Source organism: Pseudomonas hydrolytica (assembly GCF_021495345.1).
GTDB lineage: Bacteria > Pseudomonadota > Gammaproteobacteria > Pseudomonadales > Pseudomonadaceae > Aquipseudomonas > Aquipseudomonas hydrolytica.
On record NZ_CP099397.1, the window covers coordinates 150,002 to 168,608 of the forward strand.

General features: G+C 64.1%; 18 protein-coding genes. 15 read left to right on the plus strand and 3 right to left on the minus strand.

All coding sequences use genetic code 11. The features are described 5' to 3' along the window. The 11 genes from L1F06_RS00750 to L1F06_RS00800 all read left to right on the plus strand — a co-directional run bounded on the left by L1F06_RS00750 (window position 1) and on the right by L1F06_RS00800 (window position 11,252). Window positions 1–549 (plus strand): phage protein Gp27 family protein, encoded by a 549-nt coding sequence (locus tag L1F06_RS00750; protein WP_129483250.1) that lies wholly within the window; start codon window positions 1–3, stop codon window positions 547–549. After that, window positions 549–2,210: a hypothetical protein gene (locus tag L1F06_RS00755; protein WP_129483251.1), complete on the plus strand. Its 1,662-nt coding sequence runs from the start codon at window positions 549–551 to the stop codon at window positions 2,208–2,210. Before L1F06_RS00750 ends, L1F06_RS00755 begins: the two co-directional genes overlap by 1 nt. Then, window positions 2,204–3,775 carry a DUF935 domain-containing protein gene (locus L1F06_RS00760; protein ID WP_129483252.1) on the plus strand — a complete coding sequence of 524 codons (1,572 nt, stop codon included), beginning with the start codon at window positions 2,204–2,206 and terminating at the stop codon, window positions 3,773–3,775. The genes L1F06_RS00755 and L1F06_RS00760 overlap by 7 nt, the downstream gene beginning before the upstream one ends. Next, window positions 3,765–4,382 (plus strand): putative phage head morphogenesis protein, encoded by a 618-nt coding sequence (locus L1F06_RS00765; protein ID WP_129483253.1) that lies wholly within the window; start codon window positions 3,765–3,767, stop codon window positions 4,380–4,382. Before L1F06_RS00760 ends, L1F06_RS00765 begins: the two co-directional genes overlap by 11 nt. Beyond that, window positions 4,382–5,341: a hypothetical protein gene (locus L1F06_RS00770; RefSeq protein WP_129483254.1), complete on the plus strand. Its 960-nt coding sequence runs from the start codon at window positions 4,382–4,384 to the stop codon at window positions 5,339–5,341. Before L1F06_RS00765 ends, L1F06_RS00770 begins: the two co-directional genes overlap by 1 nt. Before the next feature lie 2 nt (window positions 5,342–5,343). Beyond that, the gene (locus L1F06_RS00775) at window positions 5,344–7,041 is read left to right on the plus strand and encodes a hypothetical protein (protein WP_129483255.1); all 1,698 of its coding nucleotides are present in this window, start codon (window positions 5,344–5,346) and stop codon (window positions 7,039–7,041) included. After that, entirely contained in the window at window positions 7,031–7,852 is an 822-nt protein-coding gene (locus L1F06_RS00780) for a phage/gene transfer agent baseplate hub protein (protein WP_129483256.1), read from the plus strand. Before L1F06_RS00775 ends, L1F06_RS00780 begins: the two co-directional genes overlap by 11 nt. 1 nt (window position 7,853) lies before the next feature. Then, window positions 7,854–8,084: a hypothetical protein gene (locus tag L1F06_RS00785; protein WP_129483257.1), complete on the plus strand. Its 231-nt coding sequence runs from the start codon at window positions 7,854–7,856 to the stop codon at window positions 8,082–8,084. A gap of 8 nt (window positions 8,085–8,092) precedes the next feature. Continuing rightward, window positions 8,093–8,323: a hypothetical protein gene (locus L1F06_RS00790; RefSeq protein WP_129483320.1), complete on the plus strand. Its 231-nt coding sequence runs from the start codon at window positions 8,093–8,095 to the stop codon at window positions 8,321–8,323. Continuing rightward, on the plus strand, window positions 8,307–10,481 hold the full coding sequence (locus tag L1F06_RS00795; RefSeq protein ID WP_129483258.1) for a phage tail protein: 2,175 nt from the start codon (window positions 8,307–8,309) through the stop codon (window positions 10,479–10,481). The genes L1F06_RS00790 and L1F06_RS00795 overlap by 17 nt, the downstream gene beginning before the upstream one ends. Window positions 10,482–10,619: 138 nt before the next feature. Further along, on the plus strand, window positions 10,620–11,252 hold the full coding sequence (locus tag L1F06_RS00800) for an SCO family protein (RefSeq protein ID WP_011920473.1): 633 nt from the start codon (window positions 10,620–10,622) through the stop codon (window positions 11,250–11,252). A 51-nt stretch (window positions 11,253–11,303) separates the two neighbouring features. Here the strand turns inward: L1F06_RS00800 and L1F06_RS00805 are convergent, their stop codons facing one another. Then, window positions 11,304–12,254: a homoserine kinase gene (locus L1F06_RS00805; RefSeq protein WP_129483259.1), complete on the minus strand. Its 951-nt coding sequence runs from the start codon at window positions 12,252–12,254 to the stop codon at window positions 11,304–11,306. A gap of 15 nt (window positions 12,255–12,269) precedes the next feature. Then, window positions 12,270–12,554, minus strand: coding sequence for a DUF2782 domain-containing protein (locus L1F06_RS00810; RefSeq protein WP_011920475.1), 285 nt, complete (start codon window positions 12,552–12,554; stop codon window positions 12,270–12,272). A 218-nt stretch (window positions 12,555–12,772) separates the two neighbouring features. Between L1F06_RS00810 and polA the strand changes: the two genes are divergently transcribed. Then, window positions 12,773–15,568, plus strand: coding sequence for a DNA polymerase I (polA, locus tag L1F06_RS00815; protein WP_129483260.1), 2,796 nt, complete (start codon window positions 12,773–12,775; stop codon window positions 15,566–15,568). A gap of 394 nt (window positions 15,569–15,962) precedes the next feature. Here polA and yihA read toward each other — a convergent pair whose 3' ends face one another. Continuing rightward, window positions 15,963–16,613 (minus strand): ribosome biogenesis GTP-binding protein YihA/YsxC, encoded by a 651-nt coding sequence (gene yihA / locus L1F06_RS00820; protein ID WP_003242175.1) that lies wholly within the window; start codon window positions 16,611–16,613, stop codon window positions 15,963–15,965. 244 nt (window positions 16,614–16,857) lie between these two features. On the opposite strand from yihA, the gene L1F06_RS00825 reads away from it, so the two are divergent. The 3 genes from L1F06_RS00825 to L1F06_RS00835 all read left to right on the plus strand — a co-directional run bounded on the left by L1F06_RS00825 (window position 16,858) and on the right by L1F06_RS00835 (window position 18,592). Continuing rightward, the gene (locus L1F06_RS00825) at window positions 16,858–17,148 is read left to right on the plus strand and encodes a c-type cytochrome (RefSeq protein ID WP_003242176.1); all 291 of its coding nucleotides are present in this window, start codon (window positions 16,858–16,860) and stop codon (window positions 17,146–17,148) included. A 48-nt stretch (window positions 17,149–17,196) separates the two neighbouring features. Beyond that, a complete protein-coding gene (locus L1F06_RS00830; RefSeq protein WP_003242177.1) occupies window positions 17,197–17,802 on the plus strand; it encodes a c-type cytochrome in 606 nt (201 codons plus the stop codon). Between the two features lie 163 nt (window positions 17,803–17,965). Continuing rightward, window positions 17,966–18,592 carry a thiol:disulfide interchange protein DsbA/DsbL gene (locus L1F06_RS00835; RefSeq protein ID WP_003242178.1) on the plus strand — a complete coding sequence of 209 codons (627 nt, stop codon included), beginning with the start codon at window positions 17,966–17,968 and terminating at the stop codon, window positions 18,590–18,592. The last annotated feature ends 15 nt before the right edge of the window (window positions 18,593–18,607 follow it).

Sequence of the window (18,607 nt, forward strand, 5' to 3'; positions counted from 1 at the left end):
ATGGGGCGCAAGTCGAGCATCGACCGGCTAGATCCGGCAGTCCGTACCCACATCGAGAAGCGCCTGCGCGAGCGGCGCCTCACCCTGGACGAGCTGATCGAGGATCTGCACGAGCACTTCCCCAGTGCGGACAAGCCCAGCCGTTCGGCGATTGGCCGCTACAAGGTCAGCTTCGACGAGATGGCCAAGCGGCTGCGCGAGCAGCAGGCCATGGCCAGCCTGCTGGTCGAGGAGCTGGGCGAGAACCCGAACGACAAGGCCGGCGCGCTGATGGTGCAGTCGATCCAGACCCTGACCACGCACGCGGCCCTGGGCGCGCAGATCGACGACGAGACAACCATCGACGACGTGCGCAAGCTCGCCCGCGCCGCGAAGGACGTGCTGCAGGCCAGCAAGGCCAGCCGCGAGGAGCGCAAGGCGATCGAGCGTGAAGCCCGCGAGGCGCTGCTGGCCGAGCAGGAGCAGCGCCTGGAAGAGATGCGCGGCAGCGATGGCATGAGCGAAGAGTTCGAAGACCGCATCCGCCGCGTCCTGATGGGTAAAGCCTGATGAGCGAGCAAGAAGGCAAAGCACTCAAGGCGCTGACCAAGCCCCGCAAGATCGACCTCGCCGCCGAGCTGGAGCTTCATGGCGTCGTCGTGCCCCAGGATATGGCCGATGCGGTACCGGAGGCCGAGGGCGTATTCCTGCCGTACCAGCAGCGCTGGTTCGACGACACCAGCCAGATCATGATCGCCGAGAAGTCCCGCCGTACCGGCCTGACCTGGGCCGAGGCTGGCCGCAACGTGATCAACGCCGCCAAGCCTCGGCGCCGCGGTGGTTGCAATACCTTCTACGTGGGCAGCAAGCAGGAGATGGCGCTGGAGTACATCGCCGCCTGCGCGCTGTTCGCCCGTGCGTTCAATGAGATGGCCCAGGCCGACGTCTACGAGCAGAGCTTCTGGGATGACGGACGCCGCGAGGAGATCCTCGCCTACATGATCCGCTTCCCGAAGAGCGGCTTCAAAATCCAGGCGCTCAGCTCGCGTCCTAGCAACCTGCGCGGCCTGCAGGGCGACGTGGTGATCGACGAGGCGGCCTTCCATGAGTCCCTTGAAGAGCTGCTCAAGGCGGCCCTGGCGCTGACTATGTGGGGCAACAAGGTCCGGCTGATCAGCACCCACAACGGCGTGGACAATGCCTTCAACAGCTACATCCAGGACGCACGCGAAGGCCGTAAGGACTACAGCATCCACCGCATCACCCTGGACGATGCCCTGGCCCAGGGGCTGTACAAGCGGATCTGCTACGTCACCAACCAGGAATGGTCGCCTGAAGCCGAGAAGGAATGGCGCGACAAGCTGTACCGCAACGCCCCCAACATCGAGTCGGCCGAGGAAGAGTACGGCTGTGTGCCGAAGAAGAGCGGCGGCGCTTACCTGAGCCGCGTGCTGATCGAGGCCGCGATGGTCTCCGACCACTCGATCCGCATCTACCGCTACGAGGCGCCGCAAGGCTTCGAGGAGTGGACGCCCGAACACCGCGAGGCCGAGGTGCGCGCCTGGTGTGAGGAAAACCTGCAGCCCGAGCTGGCCCGCCTCAGCGACCGCAACCGCCACACCTTCGGTGAAGACTTCGCCCGCCGTGGCGACCTCACCGTGTTCACCCCGCTGCAGATCGACCCGCTGCTGCGCAAGCGCGTGCCGTTCCAAGTCGAGCTGCGCAACCTGACCTACGGCGCGCAGGAGCAGATCATGTTCTACATCTGCGATCGCCTGCCGCGCCTGACTGGCCTGGCGTTCGACGCCACCGGCAACGGTGGGTACCTGGCTGAACAGGCCGCGCTGAAGTACGGCAGCACCATGGTCGACCAGGTGGCGCTATCGCTGGCCTGGTACGGCGAGTGGATGCCCAAGCTCAAGGGCGAGTTCGAGGCGTTCAACCTGCAGCTACCCCGGCACCAGACCACGCTTGATGACCTGCTGTCGATCAAGGTCGAGAAAGGCGTGCCGGTCATCGACAAGGGCCGCACGAAGGATCTGGAGAGCACCAGCTCCAAGGCCAAGCGCCACGGCGACTCGGCCATCTCCCTGGCCATGGCCGTGCGGGCCAGCTTCATGCAGGGCGGCATCATCGAGGCGACCATGCTGCCTCGCCATAGTCGCGGCTTCGACAACGTGGCCAACGACGACAACGACATCGAATTACCGGAGCCGACCACATCATGGTGACCACATCCCGCATCCTGGGGCCCGATGGCCAGCCGATCCGCCTGGCCGAAATCCGTGAGCCGCAGACCGCCCACCTGACCAGCCTGCACCACGAAGTGGGCAACCACCCCTCGCGCGGCCTGACGCCCAGCCGCCTGGCCGCACTGCTCGATGCCGCCGAGCAAGGCGACATCGTCGCGCAGTACGAGCTGTTCGAGGACATCGAGGAGAAGGACGGCCATGTGTTCGCCGAGATGGACAAGCGCCGCCGCGCGGTCGCCCAGCTGGATTGGCAGATCGTGCCGCCGGACAACCCCACCGCTAAGGAGAAGGAAGCAACCGCCGCGCTCGAGCAGCTGTTGGCCGGGCTGGATGACTTCGAGGCGATGCTGTTCGACGTGACCGACGCCATCGGCAAGGGCTTTGCCTGCCTGGAGTTCGACGGCTGGCACCGGGTGGACGGTGACTGGCTGCCGCGTGCGATCGATCATCGGCCGCAGACCTGGTTCCAGCTCACCCGTGGCGAGCGGCGCCAGGAGATCCGCCTGCGCGGCTCCATGGGTGGCGAGCCGTTGCAGCCGTTCACCTGGATAACCCACGTTCACAAGGCCAAGAGCGGTTACCTGGAGCGCAGCGCGCTGATGCGCGTGCTGGTGTGGCCGTACCTGTTCAAGAACTACAGCGTCGGTGATCTGGCCGAGTTCCTGGAGATCTACGGCATCCCCATGCGAGTGGGCAAATACCCAGGCGGCGCCACCGAAAGGGAGAAGCTGACGCTGCTGCGCGCCCTGGCCCAGCTCGGGCACAGCGCCGCTGGCATCATCCCGATCGGCATGGAGATGGAGTTCCTCAACGCTGCCCAGGGTGACCCGGCTGCGTTCAAGCTGATGATCGACTGGTGCGAGCGCACCCAGAGCAAGGTGATCCTGGGCGGCACGCTCACCAGCGGTACCGGCGAAGGCACCAACACCAACGCCCTGGGCAACGTGCACAACGAGGTGCGCCTCGATCTGCGCGACTCCGACGCCAAGCAGCTGGCCGCCACCATCAGCCGTGACCTGGTGTACCCGATCGCCGTGCTCAACGGCCTGGTGGACAACTGGAAGCGCTGCCCGCGCCTGGTGTTCCCCACCCAGGAACCAGAGGATCTCAAGGCCTACGCCGATGCGCTGCCCAGCCTGGTCAAGCTCGGCTTCAAGATTCCGCGTCAGTGGGCCCAGGAGCGAGTCGCCATCCCTGAGCCGGCCGACAACGAGGACGTGTTGCAGCTGCAGGCCGAGCCATCGGCGCCGACCGAGCCTGAGCCGCCTGCAGGCGTTGCGGTGGCCACCGCACAACAGAAGCCAGCCACCACCGCCGCACAGCGCCTGGACGATGACCTGCAGCCCATCACCGGCCAGTGGATCGTGCGTATCCGCCAGCTGGTGGAGCGGGCCGAGAGCCTGGAGCAGATTCGCGATGGCCTGGCCGAGCTGCTGCCGGACATGAGCATCGAGCAGTACGCCGAGGCCATGGCGCAGGCGCTGGCCGCTGCAGCCCTGCAGGGGCGCCTGGACATCGTCCAGGAGGCCGCCAATGGCCGTTAGCGCCACGTCGCTGCCGTTCCGCGAGCAGAACGAGTTCCTGCGCCGCAAACTCAACTTGCCTACTAACGGCTGGACGGACGTATACGGCCGCGAGAACGACTATGCGTTCGTCGTAGCCGGCGCCAACCGTAACGACCTGGTGGCCGACTTCCACCAGGCGGTGCAGCGGGCGATCGAGGGCGGTACCACGCTGGAGGCGTACCCCGTTGTGTGTGGCGGCATGCTGACTGGCGCCGCAGCTACGCGCTTCAGCGAGGCCACTCACTCCATGCCGTACAAGGGCAATCGCTTCGGCTTGGGTCTGCGCAGCAATGATGCGTGGATTCAGCCGCAGGCCTACCCGTGGAGTAATACCTGGATCGCTGGCACCGGGGCGTCAGCAACGTCTCCGAATCTCCGTGAGACCGACAACATCTATCACCTGTTACCGATCGAGCTGCATGACGCAGCAAACATCTGGGGCTCGCTCGACGGCATCTTCTACATCACCGGCTTCAACAACGCGGTCGAGAACACCCTTGTTATCGATGGCGATGACTACGTCGTGATCCAGGACGTTTCCCGCACCGGCCACACCGACTACTACGCAATGAGGCTCGACGACTGATGGCCTATTACACCGGCTCGGCGGCTGATATGAGCGGTATTCGCAGCGCTCTCGTCGCGGCATGTACAGACAACGGATGGACATGGAACGCCGCTACCAATGTACTCAGCAAGGGCTCGCTCCATCTGCTGCTGACCAATGACGCCATCAACATGTCTCTAACTGGGCGCACGTCGGCTTCTTCCGGGAACATGCCCAACGAGGTTCAGATCGGCCGTTTGATGGCCAAGGCCGGCACTCCAACGCTCGACGTGACATACCCGGCGCAGTACGACATTTTCGTTTTTACTGCCCCGGTTGATGAGGTCTGGTTGACGGTTCGCTACGACGTCGATCGATATCAATGGTGCGCATTTGGTCGCTCAGTCATCCAGCTGCCGGGTACGGGGATGTTTGTCGCTGCTATCCGCGGCTCGGTGCCTATCAACCATGACGTGCCAACGGTGGTCTCGCCATTCCATATCGGTCCCGCCGCGGGTGGAGCTGATCGCAGTGGTAGCCACGGACTAACATCTGGGGCGTTCGGTTGGAACACGTCCGGCCGGGCATTCCCGGCGCAGAGAGACGTCTACCTACACTCAGACCTGGATGGGAACGGGTGGAACTTGCGGCTTAACGACCCCAGTGCAGCGCTGCCCGGCGTTAATGCCTTTTCGCAACTCGTTGCTGCGCAGCCGTCGGCCTGGAACAGTGAGGCTGCGTTGATTCCGATGCGTCTCTACCGCTTCCGGGCATCTAACAAGCTCAGCCTGGTGGCCGACTTGGTTAATGTTCGGCACGTGCGCAATGACAACTATGTTCCAGGTCAGATCATAGAAATTGGTCCCGACCGCTGGAAGACGTTCCCATGGCATAGGCGTGATGGTGTTGTGCGCAATGGAACCGGTGGAGGCACCGCATTCGACAACATCGACCATAGCGGCACCTTCGGCTACGCCGTGCGCTATGACGGGCCCTGAATATGGCTATTCTGCAAGGCCTGCTCCGGGCAGCTAGCACGGGTGGTTTCACCGAACCGCAATGGGCGGCGGACCTCTATACCCGTGCAGTGGGCGCATCCCCGGCTGATATGCAGCGCACACCTGGTGGTGCTGCGCTCTCGATGCACTGGCCGGTTGAGGCCAACGGGCGTGAGATCAACGGGCGGCGAGGGGGTAGCTTCCTTGACGACTACTATTTCCGGGTCCATATCACCCCGAGCCGGCTGGATCTGGGCAACGTCGTCTCCGCGCAGACGAGCCCTGTGTTTCTCTGGAATGCCTTCCTCGGTGCTCGTACGCTGACCAGCATTGAGGGCCTGGATGAGGGGATACAGGTTGGCGGCCAACCAGCACCGCCGTTGCTGTTCCCTGGCCTGAAGGAGTTGTCCTGGGATGTGACCGTCACTCCAGACGGACAACCCGTCCTTGATACCGTAGTTACCTGGCTATTTGACAACGGTAGCGCACCCGGCCTACGGATCACCGCCAACCGCATTATCGCCTGGACATTCGCGCCCGACTGGGGTGATGGCATCGATGAGGTGCTCTCGGCACTGACTGATGTGCTGCAGAGCGAGTCGGCCGTCAGTCAGCGCCGCCGTCTGCGCATCGCGCTGCGTCGTGAATTTTCCGGGCCGATGTATGCCGAGGGGCGCGAGCGACAGCTGCTCGATCTCGCGCTGTTCGGCTGGAGTGATCGTATCTGGTCGATCCCGATCTGGCCGGACATCCAGCTGCTGCAGGTGGCTATCGCCGCCGACTCTGCATTCATTCCCTGCAGCACGCAGTACCTGGACTTTCGTGACGGCGGCTTGGCGATGCTGCGCGGTGAGGACGCCTTTACCAGTGAGACGGTCGAGATCCTCGACGTCCTCAGCAACGGGCTGCAGCTCAAGCGCAACACACAGCAGCCCTGGCCGGCTGGCTCGCGCCTGTATCCAGCTCGCGCCGCCCAGCTGCTCGAAGAACCTACTCAGCGCAAGCTCACCGATCGTCTCGTCGAAGCAGAGGTTCGCTTTTTGGTGGTCGAGCCCTCGGATTGGCCCGAATGGCTGCCCGCCACCTTATATAGAGGCTACCCGGTATGGGCGCGCCGGCCGGACGAGACCGAGGACCTGACCCATGCGGCCGAGCGGCTGCGCAAAACGCTAGACAGCGGCTTCGCCCAGCCCCTGATCACTGACGCAGCCAGGCGTGCGTTGCAGGTGCTCGGCCAGCGCCATGTCGACCTGGGGCGCGAAGCGCGGGCGTTGGTTCGATCCTTCATCTATGGCATGCGCGGCCGGCAGCAGGCCGTATGGGTGCCAACCCACATGGATGACGTGACCCTCTTGGCAACTGTCTCGGCGGTGGCCACCACCATGGATATCACCCATATCGGCTACACCCGCTTCAGCGCCGGCAAGGCCGGTCGGCGGGATATCCGCATTGAGCTGTGGGACGGCACCGTGCGCATGCGCCGCATCATCGGTTCGACGGAGATCAACAGCCAGGTCGAGCGCCTGGCGCTCAGTAGCGGCCTGGGCATCGAGGTGCAGCCGCACCAGGTCGCGCGCATCAGCTGGATGAACCTGATGCGCTTCGAGAGCGATGTGCAGCGCATCCAGCACATGACCGACAGCGAAGGCGTTGCCGCCTGGGCAACGGTATTTAAAGAGGAGCGGGATGATGAGCTTTAGCAGTCGTGAGACCTCGCTCGCGACTGGCGCGCCACTCCGCTTCTATGAGTTCCGCCGCGGTGTGATGCGCTGGCTGTATATCAGCTGCGACCGTGACGTGACCGTGGGGACCCAGGTGTTCCGCACGGTGCGCGGCGGCATCAGTGACAACGGCATCCGCCAGAGCGGCGTGGCCAAGCAGGATTCGCTGCTGATCACCGCGCCAGCCGACATTGAGGTCGCCGAGCCGTTTCGCAACAGCATCCCCAGCTCGAAGATCGGCCTGATCATCTATGACGGCCACTACGGCGAAGCCGAGCGCAAGTGGCGCTATACCGGCAGCATCGCCAGCGTGCGCTGGCCCGAGCTGGACCGCTGCACCATCACATGCCAGAGCATTGATGCGGAAATGGACCGGCCTGGCCTGAGCGATACGTTCAGCCGCACCTGCACAACGTATCTCGGTTCGCCCTGGTGCAAGGTCGACCTCAACCCACTGCGCGTCGATACCACCATCCAGGCCATGACTGGCGCCACCATCAGCAGTGGGGCTCTTGCCGCGTTCCCGGACGGCTGGTTCACCGGCGGGTGGGTCGAGTGGCCGATCGGCCAGGGCGAATACGACAGGCGCACAATCGAGCGGCATATAGGCGGCGTGCTTACCCTGCTGGGCGGCACCGTAGCACTCGGCCTCGGCCGAGCGATTCGCGTGTTCCCCGGCTGCGACTTCCTGGCCACTACCTGCCACAGCAAGTTCAACAACCTTGCCAACATGCGGGCTACACCGCAGATGGATGGCAAATCCCCCTTCGACGGCGAGCAGGTGTTCTGACATGTGGCCACAGATTGCGATTTTGGTGGCGTCGTTTCTCCTCAACCAGGCAACCGCGCCCAAGCCGAAGAAGCCCAAGCCAGCCTTCTTCCAGGACTTCGACTTCCCGCGGTGCGACGAAGGGACCGAGAAGGAGTGGATCTTCGGCCAGGTGTGGGCGAGGGACTGGATGGTGCTATCGGTGCGTAACCAGCGCAGCCAGGCAATCAAGGTGAAAGGGAGCAAGAAGTGAGCGACCGGCTGATCGTTACCATCCAGCACCTGCATACGGTGCCGACCTGGACAACCCGGACGGGCTACTGCGCCAAGCAGTCTCGGGCGTTCTTCGCCGAGCATGGGCTGGATTGGCTGAAGTTCGTGCAAGAGGGCATCGATGCCGAGCTGCTGCTGGCCACTGACAACGCTTTGGCCGCGCACCTGGTCGCCCATGCTCGTTCAGTAGAGGAGGCCCGCGATGGGAGCCAAGCCTAAAGCGCAAACTGTGGGTTTCCGCTACAGCTTCGATATTCACGGTGCGATCGCCAAGGCGATTGACGGCCTGCTGCAGATCCGCGCAAGCGGGAAGGTGGCCTGGTCGGGCAACGCCACAACCAGCCAGACCATCACCATCAACGCCCCTGACCTGTTCGGCGGCGACAAGGGCGAAGGCGGCATCCAGGGGCGCTTCGACTTGATGATGGGGGATGAGGCTCAACCGTTGAACGCCAGCCTCGCTGCTGCGCTGGGCGGCGGGCATGTGCCGAACTTCCGTGGGTTCGCCGGCTTCTTCTATTCCGGCCTGGTGACCTCGATCAACCCTTATCCAAAGCCTTGGGAGCTGCTGCGCTATCGCCGCATGAATGGCTGGGATGGAGATGTTTGGTACCCAGAGACCTGCGCCATCAACCTGGCGGGTGGCCAGGTACGGGCGATGAACCCGGCGCACATCCTCTATGAGGTCTACACCAATCGAGAGAATGGCCTGGGCGTCGATCGGGCCATGCTCGACGACACGGCATTCCGGGCTGCAGCGCTGAAGCTGTTCAATGAAGGCTTCGGCCTTTGCCTGGGCTGGAAGCGCTCTTCCGGGTCTCTGGCCGACTTCCGCGATCAGATCACCGACCACATCGGCGCCTACTGTGGCCCTGACCGTAACTCCGGCCTGATCACCCTCAAGCTGATCCGCGACGACTACACCGTTGCGGACTTGCCGTTGTTCGACGAGGACAGCGGATTGCTCAGCATCGAGGAGGACGAGAGCAGTAGTGCGCTGATCGCGCCCAGCCAGCTGTTCGTCGAGTACACAGACGCGGTCACTGGCGAGACCCGCCGGGCAAGGGCCGTCAACCAGGCGATCGCGCAGCTGCAGGGCGGCCCATCGTCAGAGACCAGGAGCTATCCGGGCATCCCGACGGGAGACCTGGCGGCGCGGGTCGTGCAGCGTGATATGCGTGTTATGGGCAGCAACCTTCGTAAGTACAAGGTCAAGCTGGACCGTCGCGGATCGAGCATCGGGCCGGCCGATGCGTTCCGTATCCGCTCGCTCAAGCGTGGCATTGCCGAAGTGGTGGTGCGGGCCGGGCGGATCGAGGACGGCACGCTGGCCAACGGTGCGATCACCATCACTGCCCTCCAGGACGTGTTTGGCCTGCCATCGGCATCCTTTGTTGCGGTCCCTCCCAGCGGCTACGTCCCGCCCGATCGCTCGCCACAGGCGGTCAGCCAGCGGCGCCTGATGGAGGTGCCATACCGTGAGCTGGCTGGCCTGATCGATCCGGCCAACCTGGCGCTGCTCGACGTCACTGCGGCCTGGCTGTCGACGTTGGCGGCTAAGCCGTCCGGGCTATCGCTCAACTACAACCTCACTACACGCCCAGGGGTTAGCGGTTCGTTCGTCGATCGGGGCGTCGCGGACTGGTGCCCGACCGCCCAGCTCGTCGGCGCCATTCCCGTCTCGACTGCGCCCACTGTGGCTACGCTGACCAGCGGCCTCGATCTGGATCGCGTCTCCCTGGGGCAGGCGGCGCTGATCGACGATGAGATCGTGCGGGTTGATGCGATTGACCTGGGCACCGGCTCGGTGACCTTGGGGCGCGGCTGCGCAGACACTGTGCCCCGCGAGCACGCGGCAGGGGCGCGGGTGTGGTTCTACGACACGTTTGAAGGGGTGGACGAGACTGAGTACTCCTCGGGCGTCACGGTGCAGGCCAGGCTGCTGACCAATACCAGTATCGGACAGCTCGCCCCAGGTCTGGCCGGTACCGACAGCCTGGCTCTTGTTGGGCGCCAAGGGAGACCTTACCCGCCTGGGCAGTTCACCATCGGTGGCAGCAGCTGGCCGACCAGCATCGAGGGTGACGTGGTGCTGGGCTGGGCTCATAGGAACAGGTTGAGCCAGGCTGATCAGCTGATCGACACAAGCCTCGGCAGCATCGGCCCCGAGGCCGGCACTACTTACAGCTGCCGGCTGCTGCGCGCTGACACCAGCGCGGTGCTGGCTAGCCAGACAGGTCTCGCCGGCACTACAGCCACCCTGGCGACCACCTACGTGGGCCAAGTCATTGCCGAGGTGTGGTCGGTGCGTGGAGGGATTGAGAGCCTACAGAGGCAGCGGTGGCAGTTCGGACATACCAACCCGCCACCACCGTGATTTGGCAATTCCCTTGCCTTATGTGAAAGAATCAGCGCCTCACATTTATCGCGCACATCAAAGCGATTTTTCGCGCGGCGCTACATAACGCCGCGATGGCAACGCAGGTAGTTTTTCAACGGCTTGCTGAGGGGTTTCATGACGCGTACTCATACCACCGTTTTCGTTCTCGTTGCCATCGTGGCTCTGGTGCTGGGCCTGACCGTCAACAAGGTGCTCAACAGCCGGAGCCAGGGCGACCCGGCGGCGCTGCTTGATGCCGGCATCGTGCTGCTGCCGCAGAACCGCAGCCTGCCGGCGCTGACCCTGATCGATCAGGACGGCAAGGAGGTCGCGGTGGACCAGCTCAAGGGTGACTGGAAGCTGTTGTTCTTCGGCTACACCTTCTGCCCGGACATCTGCCCGGCCACCCTCGCCCAGCTGCGCCAGTTGCAGACGCAACTGCCTGAGGAAACCCGCGCGCGGCTGAAGGTGGTGATGGTCAGCGTCGATCCCCATCGGGACACGCCGGAGCAACTGAGCAAGTACCTGAACTACTTCGACGCCGGCTTCAAGGGCCTGACCGGCGAGGAAGCGACGCTGCAGAAATTCGCCAATTCGGTGAGCATCCCCTACATCCCGGCCGACACCAGCAAGGAAAACTACACCGTCGATCACAGCGGCAATCTGGTGATCATCGGCCCGGATGGCACCCAGCGCGGCTTCATCCGCGCGCCGATCAACAACGCCAAGCTGGCCGCGCAACTGCCGGGGCTGGTTTCAGGCTCGTAGGGCGCACCGGCCAGTACTCGAAGGCATTGGTATTGGTGCGCACGGCGCACCCTACAGCGCGAATGGCAGCGGCAGATTGACCTGCTGGCGCTGCGCCAGGCGCCGCTGGAATTCGGCGGGATCGTGGATCAGCACTTCCTGCCCGGCGAACGACTCGGCCGCGATCAGGCGTGACAGCCAGAAGCGCACGCAAGCCACGCGCAGCATGGTCGGCCACAGCTCGGCCTCGGCGGCGGTGAAGGGGCGCAGCGCCGCGTAGGCGCCGAGCAGCGCGCGGGCGCGAGCGCCGTCCAGGCTGCCATCCTCGTGCGAGCACCAGTCGTTCAGGGTGATCGCCAGGTCGTAGAGCATCGGCCCCGAGCAGGCATTGTAGAAGTCGATCACGCCAGCCAGGTGGTTGCCGTCGAACAGCACGTTGTCACGGAACAGGTCGGCATGCAGATTCGCCCGCGGCAGGGCGAGGATGCGCGGCTTCAATTCGGCAATCTCGGCCAGCGCATCGCGCAGCAGCGGCAACGCCTGCTCGTCGAGCTTGAGGGCCAGGCTCGGGCCTTCGGCCAGCATCCAGTCCAGGCCGCGATCGCTGCGTCTTTCGATGGGTGCATCGCGGGTGGCCAGATGGATGCGTGCCAGCAGACTGCCGACCTCCTGGCAGTGGTGCGCGTTGGCCTCGCGCACATGCTTGCCGGCCAGCCGCGGCTGCAGCAGCGCCGGTTTTTCCGCCAGGCTGCGCAGCGCTTCGCCTTGCTGCGTGCGCAGGGCGTAGGGCACGGGCAGGCCGGCGTCGTGCAGTACGTCGAGCAGTTCGATGAAGAACGGCAGGTCGGCCACCGGGCCGCGTTCGACCAGGGTCAGAACGTACTCGCCCTGCTCCAGGCTGACGAAGAAGTTGCTGTTTTCGCTGCCTGCAGCGATGCCCTGGAAGTCACGCAACCGGCCAAGCCCGTAGGGCGCCAGGAAGACTTCGAGCTCGTGACGCTCCAGGGGGGTGAATACCGACATATCAGAACTGCCTTGTTACCAACTGAAGATTTCCCAGGACGGGATCAGCATGTCCGGGTCGTCCGAGCGTATGAAGTTGCCGTCGCTGCCGTCGGCGCGCACCAGGAAGTAGGGCTTGCCGTTCTTCGGGATCACCTTGATCGCGTACAGGAAGCCGTTGACGCGGTATTCCTCGATGGTGCGGTCGCCATCCTGGCGGATGGTCACGTCCGGGTCGCCGGACACCGGGTCATCGGCGTGCGCGGCAAGCGGAAGGCAGGCCAGCAGGCCGACCAGCAACAGGCGTTTGGCTGTACCCATGGTAACCTTGCTCCTTATTTTTCAATGATGCGGTCATTCTAACAGGCCGTTGAAAAACTACCTGCGTTGCCATTGCTGCGTTAAAAACAGGCTCAGAATGCTCATTTACAGCTCGTAAACTCCGCTTCCTCGCCTGTTTTTGCCTTGCACTGGCTGCCTCGCCTACGTTTTTCAACTACCTGTTAGCGCCGCACCCGCCGAAAAGGTTGATCCCGCGCATGAGCCAAGCTCCCCTCGTTCTGGTCGACGGTTCCTCGTATCTGTACCGCGCCTTCCACGCCCTGCCGCCGCTGACCACCTCCAAGGGCATGCCTACCGGTGCGGTGAAGGGTGTGCTGAACATGCTCAAGAGCCTGCGCAAGCAGTACCCCGACAGCCCCTTCGCCGTGGTCTTCGATGCCAAGGGCGGTACCTTCCGCGACGAGCTGTTCGCCGAGTACAAGGCCAACCGCCCGTCCATGCCGGACGAGTTGCGCGTGCAGGTCGAGCCGCTGCACGCCAGCGTACGCGCCCTGGGCCTGCCGCTGCTGTGCGTGGAGGGGGTCGAGGCCGACGACGTGATCGGCACCCTGGCCCGCCAGGCCGCGGCGCAGCAGCGCGACGTGGTGATCTCCACCGGCGACAAGGACATGGCGCAGTTGGTCTGCCCGCACGTTACGCTGGTCAACACCATGACCGGAAGCGTCTACGACATCGATGGCGTGAAAGAGAAATTCGGTGTCGGTCCCGAGCTGATCATCGATTACCTGGCGCTGATGGGCGACAAGGTCGACAACATCCCCGGCGTGCCCGGTGTAGGCGAAAAGACCGCGCTGGGCCTGCTGGTCGGCGTCGGCGGTGGCCTCGACGTGCTCTACGCCAACCTCGACAAGGTGCCCGAGCTGCCGATCCGCGGCGCCAAGAGCCTGCCGGCCAAGCTCGAGGAACACCGCGAGATGGCCTATCTCTCCTACCAGCTGGCCACCATCAAGACCGATGTGCCGCTGAACATCGAGATCGATTCGCTGCACCCGGGCGAGCCGGATCAGGCGACCCTGGTGCAGCTGTACGGCGAGCTCGAATTCAAGGCCTGGCTCGACGAGCTGTTGCGTCAGAACAAGGCCCTGGCCGCCAAGGCCGCCGTGCCGGCCGGCGACCTGTTCGCCGAGCCTGCCGGGCTGGCAACCGAGCAAGCGTCCGAGACCCCTCCGATGGGCGCCGGCGATTACGAGCTGGTGCTGGAGCAGGCACAGTTCGACGCCTGGCTGAAGAAGCTGGAGCAGGCCGAGCTGATCGCCTTCGACAGCGAAACCACCAGTATCGACGCGCAGCAGGCGCAGCTGGTCGGTCTGTCCTTCGCGGTCAAGGCCGGCGAGGCTGCCTACGTGCCGCTGGCGCACAGCTATATGGGCGTGCCGCAGCAGCTCGACCGCGACGCCGTGCTCAAGGCGCTCAAGCCGATCCTCGAAGACCCGGCCAAGGCCAAGGTCGGCCAGCACGCCAAGTACGACATCAACGTCCTGGCCAATGCCAGCACGCCCATCGCCGTGCAGGGCGTGGCCTTCGATACCATGCTCGAATCCTACGTGCTCGATTCCACCGCCACGCGCCACGACATGGACAGCCTGGCGCTGAAATACCTGGGCCACAGCACCATCCGCTTCGAGGACATCGCCGGCCGGGGCGCCAAGCAGCTGACCTTCGACCAGATCGCCCTGGAGCAGGCCGGCCCTTACGCCGCCGAGGACGCCGACGTGACCCTGCGCCTGCACCAGGAGCTTTGGGGCAGGCTTGAGGCCGTGCCGTCACTGGCCAAGGTGCTGCGCGAGATCGAAATTCCGCTGGTGCCGGTGCTCGCGCGCATCGAGCGCAACGGCGCGCTGGTCGATGCCAAGCTGCTCGGCGAGCAGAGCGTCGAGCTGGGCGAAAAACTGGTGGAACTGGAGCGCAAGGCCTTCGAGATCGCCGGCGAGGAATTCAACCTGGCCTCGCCCAAGCAGCTGGGCGTGATCCTCTATGAAAAACTCGGCTACCCGGTAATCAGCAAGACCGCCAAGGGCCAGCCCTCCACTGCCGAGGCAGTACTCGCCGAGCTGGCCGAGCAGGACTTCGAGCTGCCCAAGGTGCTGATGCAGTACCGCTCCCTGAGCAAGCTCAAGAGCACCTACACCGACAAGTTGCCGGAGCAGATCAACCCGCGCACCGGGCGCATCCACACCAGCTACCACCAGGCGGTGGCGGCGACCGGCCGTCTGTCGTCGAGCGACCCGAACCTGCAGAACATCCCAATCCGCACCGCCGAGGGCAGGCGTATTCGCCAGGCGTTCGTCGCGCCCAAGGGCTACAAGATGATGGCGGCGGACTATTCGCAGATCGAGCTGCGCATCATGGCCCACCTGGCCAAGGACGAAGGCCTGCTCGACGCCTTCCGCCATGATCTGGACGTGCACAAGGCCACTGCCGCCGAAGTGTTCGGCGTGGCGCTGGAGGAGGTGACCAGCGACCAGCGGCGCAAGGCCAAGGCCATCAACTTCGGCCTGATCTACGGCATGAGCGCCTTCGGCCTGGCCAAGCAGATCGACGTCGAGCGCAAGGAGGCGCAGGCCTATATCGACCGCTACTTCGCGCGCTATCCCGGCGTGCTGAGCTACATGGAGCGCACCCGCGCGCAGGCTGCCGAGCAGGGCTATGTGGAGACCGTGTTCGGTCGCCGCCTGTACCTGCCGGAGATCCACGCGCAGAACCAGGCCATGCGCAAGGGCGCCGAGCGCGCGGCGATCAACGCGCCGATGCAGGGCACTGCGGCGGACATCATCAAGCGCGCGATGATCGCTGTGGATGACTGGCTGCAAGGCAGCGGCATCGACGCCCGCATCATTCTCCAGGTGCACGACGAACTGGTTCTCGAGGTTCGCGAGGATCTGCTCGAAGAGGTCGGCGCCCAGCTCAAGGTGCTGATGGGTGGGGCCGCGCAGCTGGATGTGCCACTGCTGGTGGAAGTCGGCGTAGGCGCCAACTGGGACGAAGCGCATTGACCCGCGCGAAGCGGCGCGAGGCCGCGGCAGCTCTGGCTTATGGTCTTGAGGGCTGAATCGACGCTTTCTTATGGCAAATGGTTTTTAAGAAGGCGATGAACTTTCCGCGGCGCCGCCCGGTCAGAGCTCATGAATGGCCGCAAAGCCCTTCAATGCTCCTTTGTTGTGTTAAGTGTTGGCAGACATCTGAACCCCGCCCTAGCGGTTCAGACCTTAAACCCCGAACTTCTCCCTCCCCATACGAAGCTCGGGGTTTTTTTTGCCTGCAGAAAAGTGCCGTACGCGCATTCAGATGGTGATCTCCCCTAGCGGGAGAGGGCGGCTACAGTTCCGTAGGGTGCGCTGTGCGCACCGGATACTCTCTACGGTCTCGGTGCGCACAGCGCACCCTACTTCAGGCCTCCTCGGCGCTTTCTTCATCCTCTTGCGGCAACAGGTCCAGCCAGCCGGCCAGTACCATCTGTGCCTCTTCCACGCCCATGCGCTTGGGCGCCGAGAACAGCTGGATGCTGATGCCCTCGCCCCACTGCTTGCGGATTTCCTGACGCACCTTGAGCAATGCGTTCTTCGCCGCGCCGAAGGCCAGCTTGTCGGCCTTGGTCAGCAGGATGTGCAGCGGCATGCCGCTGGCCACCGACCAGTCCAGCATCATCCGGTCGAACTCGGTCAGCGGGTGGCGGATATCCATCATCAACACCAGGCCGCAGAGGCTCTCGCGACTGCCCAGGTAGGCTTCCAGGTGCTTCTGCCAGTGCTGCTTGAGCGGGATCGGCACCTTGGCGTAGCCGTAGCCGGGCAGGTCCACCAGGCGGCGCTCGTCATCCAGGCGGAAGAAATTGAGCAGCTGGGTACGACCCGGGGTTTTCGAGGTGCGCGCCAGGCTGGCATGGGTCAGGGTGTTCAGCGCGCTCGACTTGCCGGCGTTGGAGCGGCCGGCGAAAGCCACTTCCAGGCCGCTGTCCTCGGGGCACTGATCGACCTTGGCGGCACTGATGAGGAAGCTGGCCTGCTGGCACAGTCCGATGATGGGATTCTTCGGGAGCATGGGGGTATCCGGTGGGTGCCTCGATTCCCGTTCAGCGGTACGAGGACTTGCGACATTTCCGCGCACCTGCGGCACGCCGGGGGGCGCGGCAAGCGGCGTCGTTTCCGTTTCAGCGTTGCCAGTATATAATGCCGCAGATTTTGTGTGCGCTTTGTCCCACCCGCAGGAACCCGATTAAGGGGAACGATCAAAGGCTCTGCTCGATAGAAGGCAGGACGTTTCCCTCCCTGATGAGGTCGATCTGATGAAGAAAATGCTGCTCGCGGCTGCCGTTTTGATGTTGTCTTTCAATGGCCATGCCGCTCAGGATCCACAAGCCGTGTACGACCGCTCCTGTGGCGTCTGCCACAATGGCCAGATTCCCACCGCGCCGCTCAAGGGCGACAAGGCCGCCTGGGAACCACGTCTGGCCAAGGGTATGGATGCACTGGTGGAGAGCGTCACCAATGGTTTGAATGCCATGCCGCCGCGCGGTCTGTGCATGGACTGCACCGCAGAGGACTACCAGGCGGTCATCAAGCTGATGACCGAATGAGTGGGCCCGCCCGATAACCTTCTCTCTTAGCCGTAATTGGATTAGCTGATGAACAAAGTACTCGTGAGTCTGCTGTTGACCCTGGGCCTCACCGGCGTGGCACAGGCTGCTGGCGATGCCGAAGCCGGTCAGGGCAAAGTCGCTGTCTGTGGTGCCTGCCATGGTGCCGATGGCAACAGCCCCGCGCCAAACTTCCCCAAGCTGGCCGGTCAGGGCGAGCGCTACTTGCTCAAGCAGCTGCACGACATCAAGTCCGGTGCGCGTCCGGTGGTCGAGATGACCGGCATGCTGGACAACCTCAGCGATCAGGACATGGCCGATATCGCCGCCTACTTCGCCAGCCAGCAGATGAGCGTCGGCGCTGCCGATCCGAAGCTGGTCGAGCGCGGCGAAGCGCTGTTCCGCGGCGGCAAGCTGGAAGAGGGCATGCCGGCCTGCACCGGTTGCCATTCGCCTGATGGTGCCGGTCTGGCCGCCGCTGGTTTCCCGAAGCTGGGTGGCCAGCACGCCGCTTACGTGGCCAAGCAGCTGACCGATTTCCGCGAGGGCGACCGCACCAACGACGGCGACGCGATGATCATGCGTGCCATCGCTGCCAAGCTGAGCAACAAGGATATCGAGGCGGTTTCCAGCTTCATCCAGGGTCTGCACTAAGCGGTTGTTGCAAGCGACCACTGTTGCAGTTGGTAAGACAAAGGGTGGCCGCGGCCACCCTTTTTCATTTGCGCCGCGGCTACAATGGCCGGAACCTGCCTCGTGTCATCCGGTCTTACTAGCGATTCGCCACGAGGCGATGCCTACTACCAAGGAGTACCCCATGCGTAACCTGATTCTCGGCGCCGCTCTGGCCATCAGCAGCCTGTTCGGGATCACCGCTCATGCCGAGCCGGTGGCTGGCCAGCAGTACGTCGAGCTGAAGAGCCCGGTGCCGGTGTCCAAGCCTGGCAAGGTCGAGGTGGTGGAGCTGTTCTGGTACGGCTGCCCGCATTGCTACCAGTTCGAAGCGACCCTCAACCCCTGGGTCGAGAAGCTGCCGGACGACGTCAACTTCGTGCGCATCCCCGCCCTGTTCGGCGGTATCTGGAACGTCCACGGCCAGGCGTTCATCACCCTGGAAATGATGAAGGTCGAGCACAAGGTGCATGACGCCGTGTTCACCGCCATCCACCAGGAGAAGAAGAAGCTGGGCTCCGCCGAGGAATTCGCCGACTTCGTCGCCACCCAGGGTGTCGATCGCGACGCCTTCCTCAAGACCTTCAACTCCTTCGCCGTCAAAGGCCAGATGGAAAAGGCCAAGAAGCTGGCCATGGCCTACCAGATCACCGGTGTGCCGGTGATGATCGTCGGCGGCAAGTACCGCTTCGACCTGGGCTCGGCCGGTGGCCCGCAGCAGACCCTCGAGGTCGCCGACCACCTGATCGCCAAGGAGCGCGCCGCGCTTTAAGCGGCCGCGGGCGCC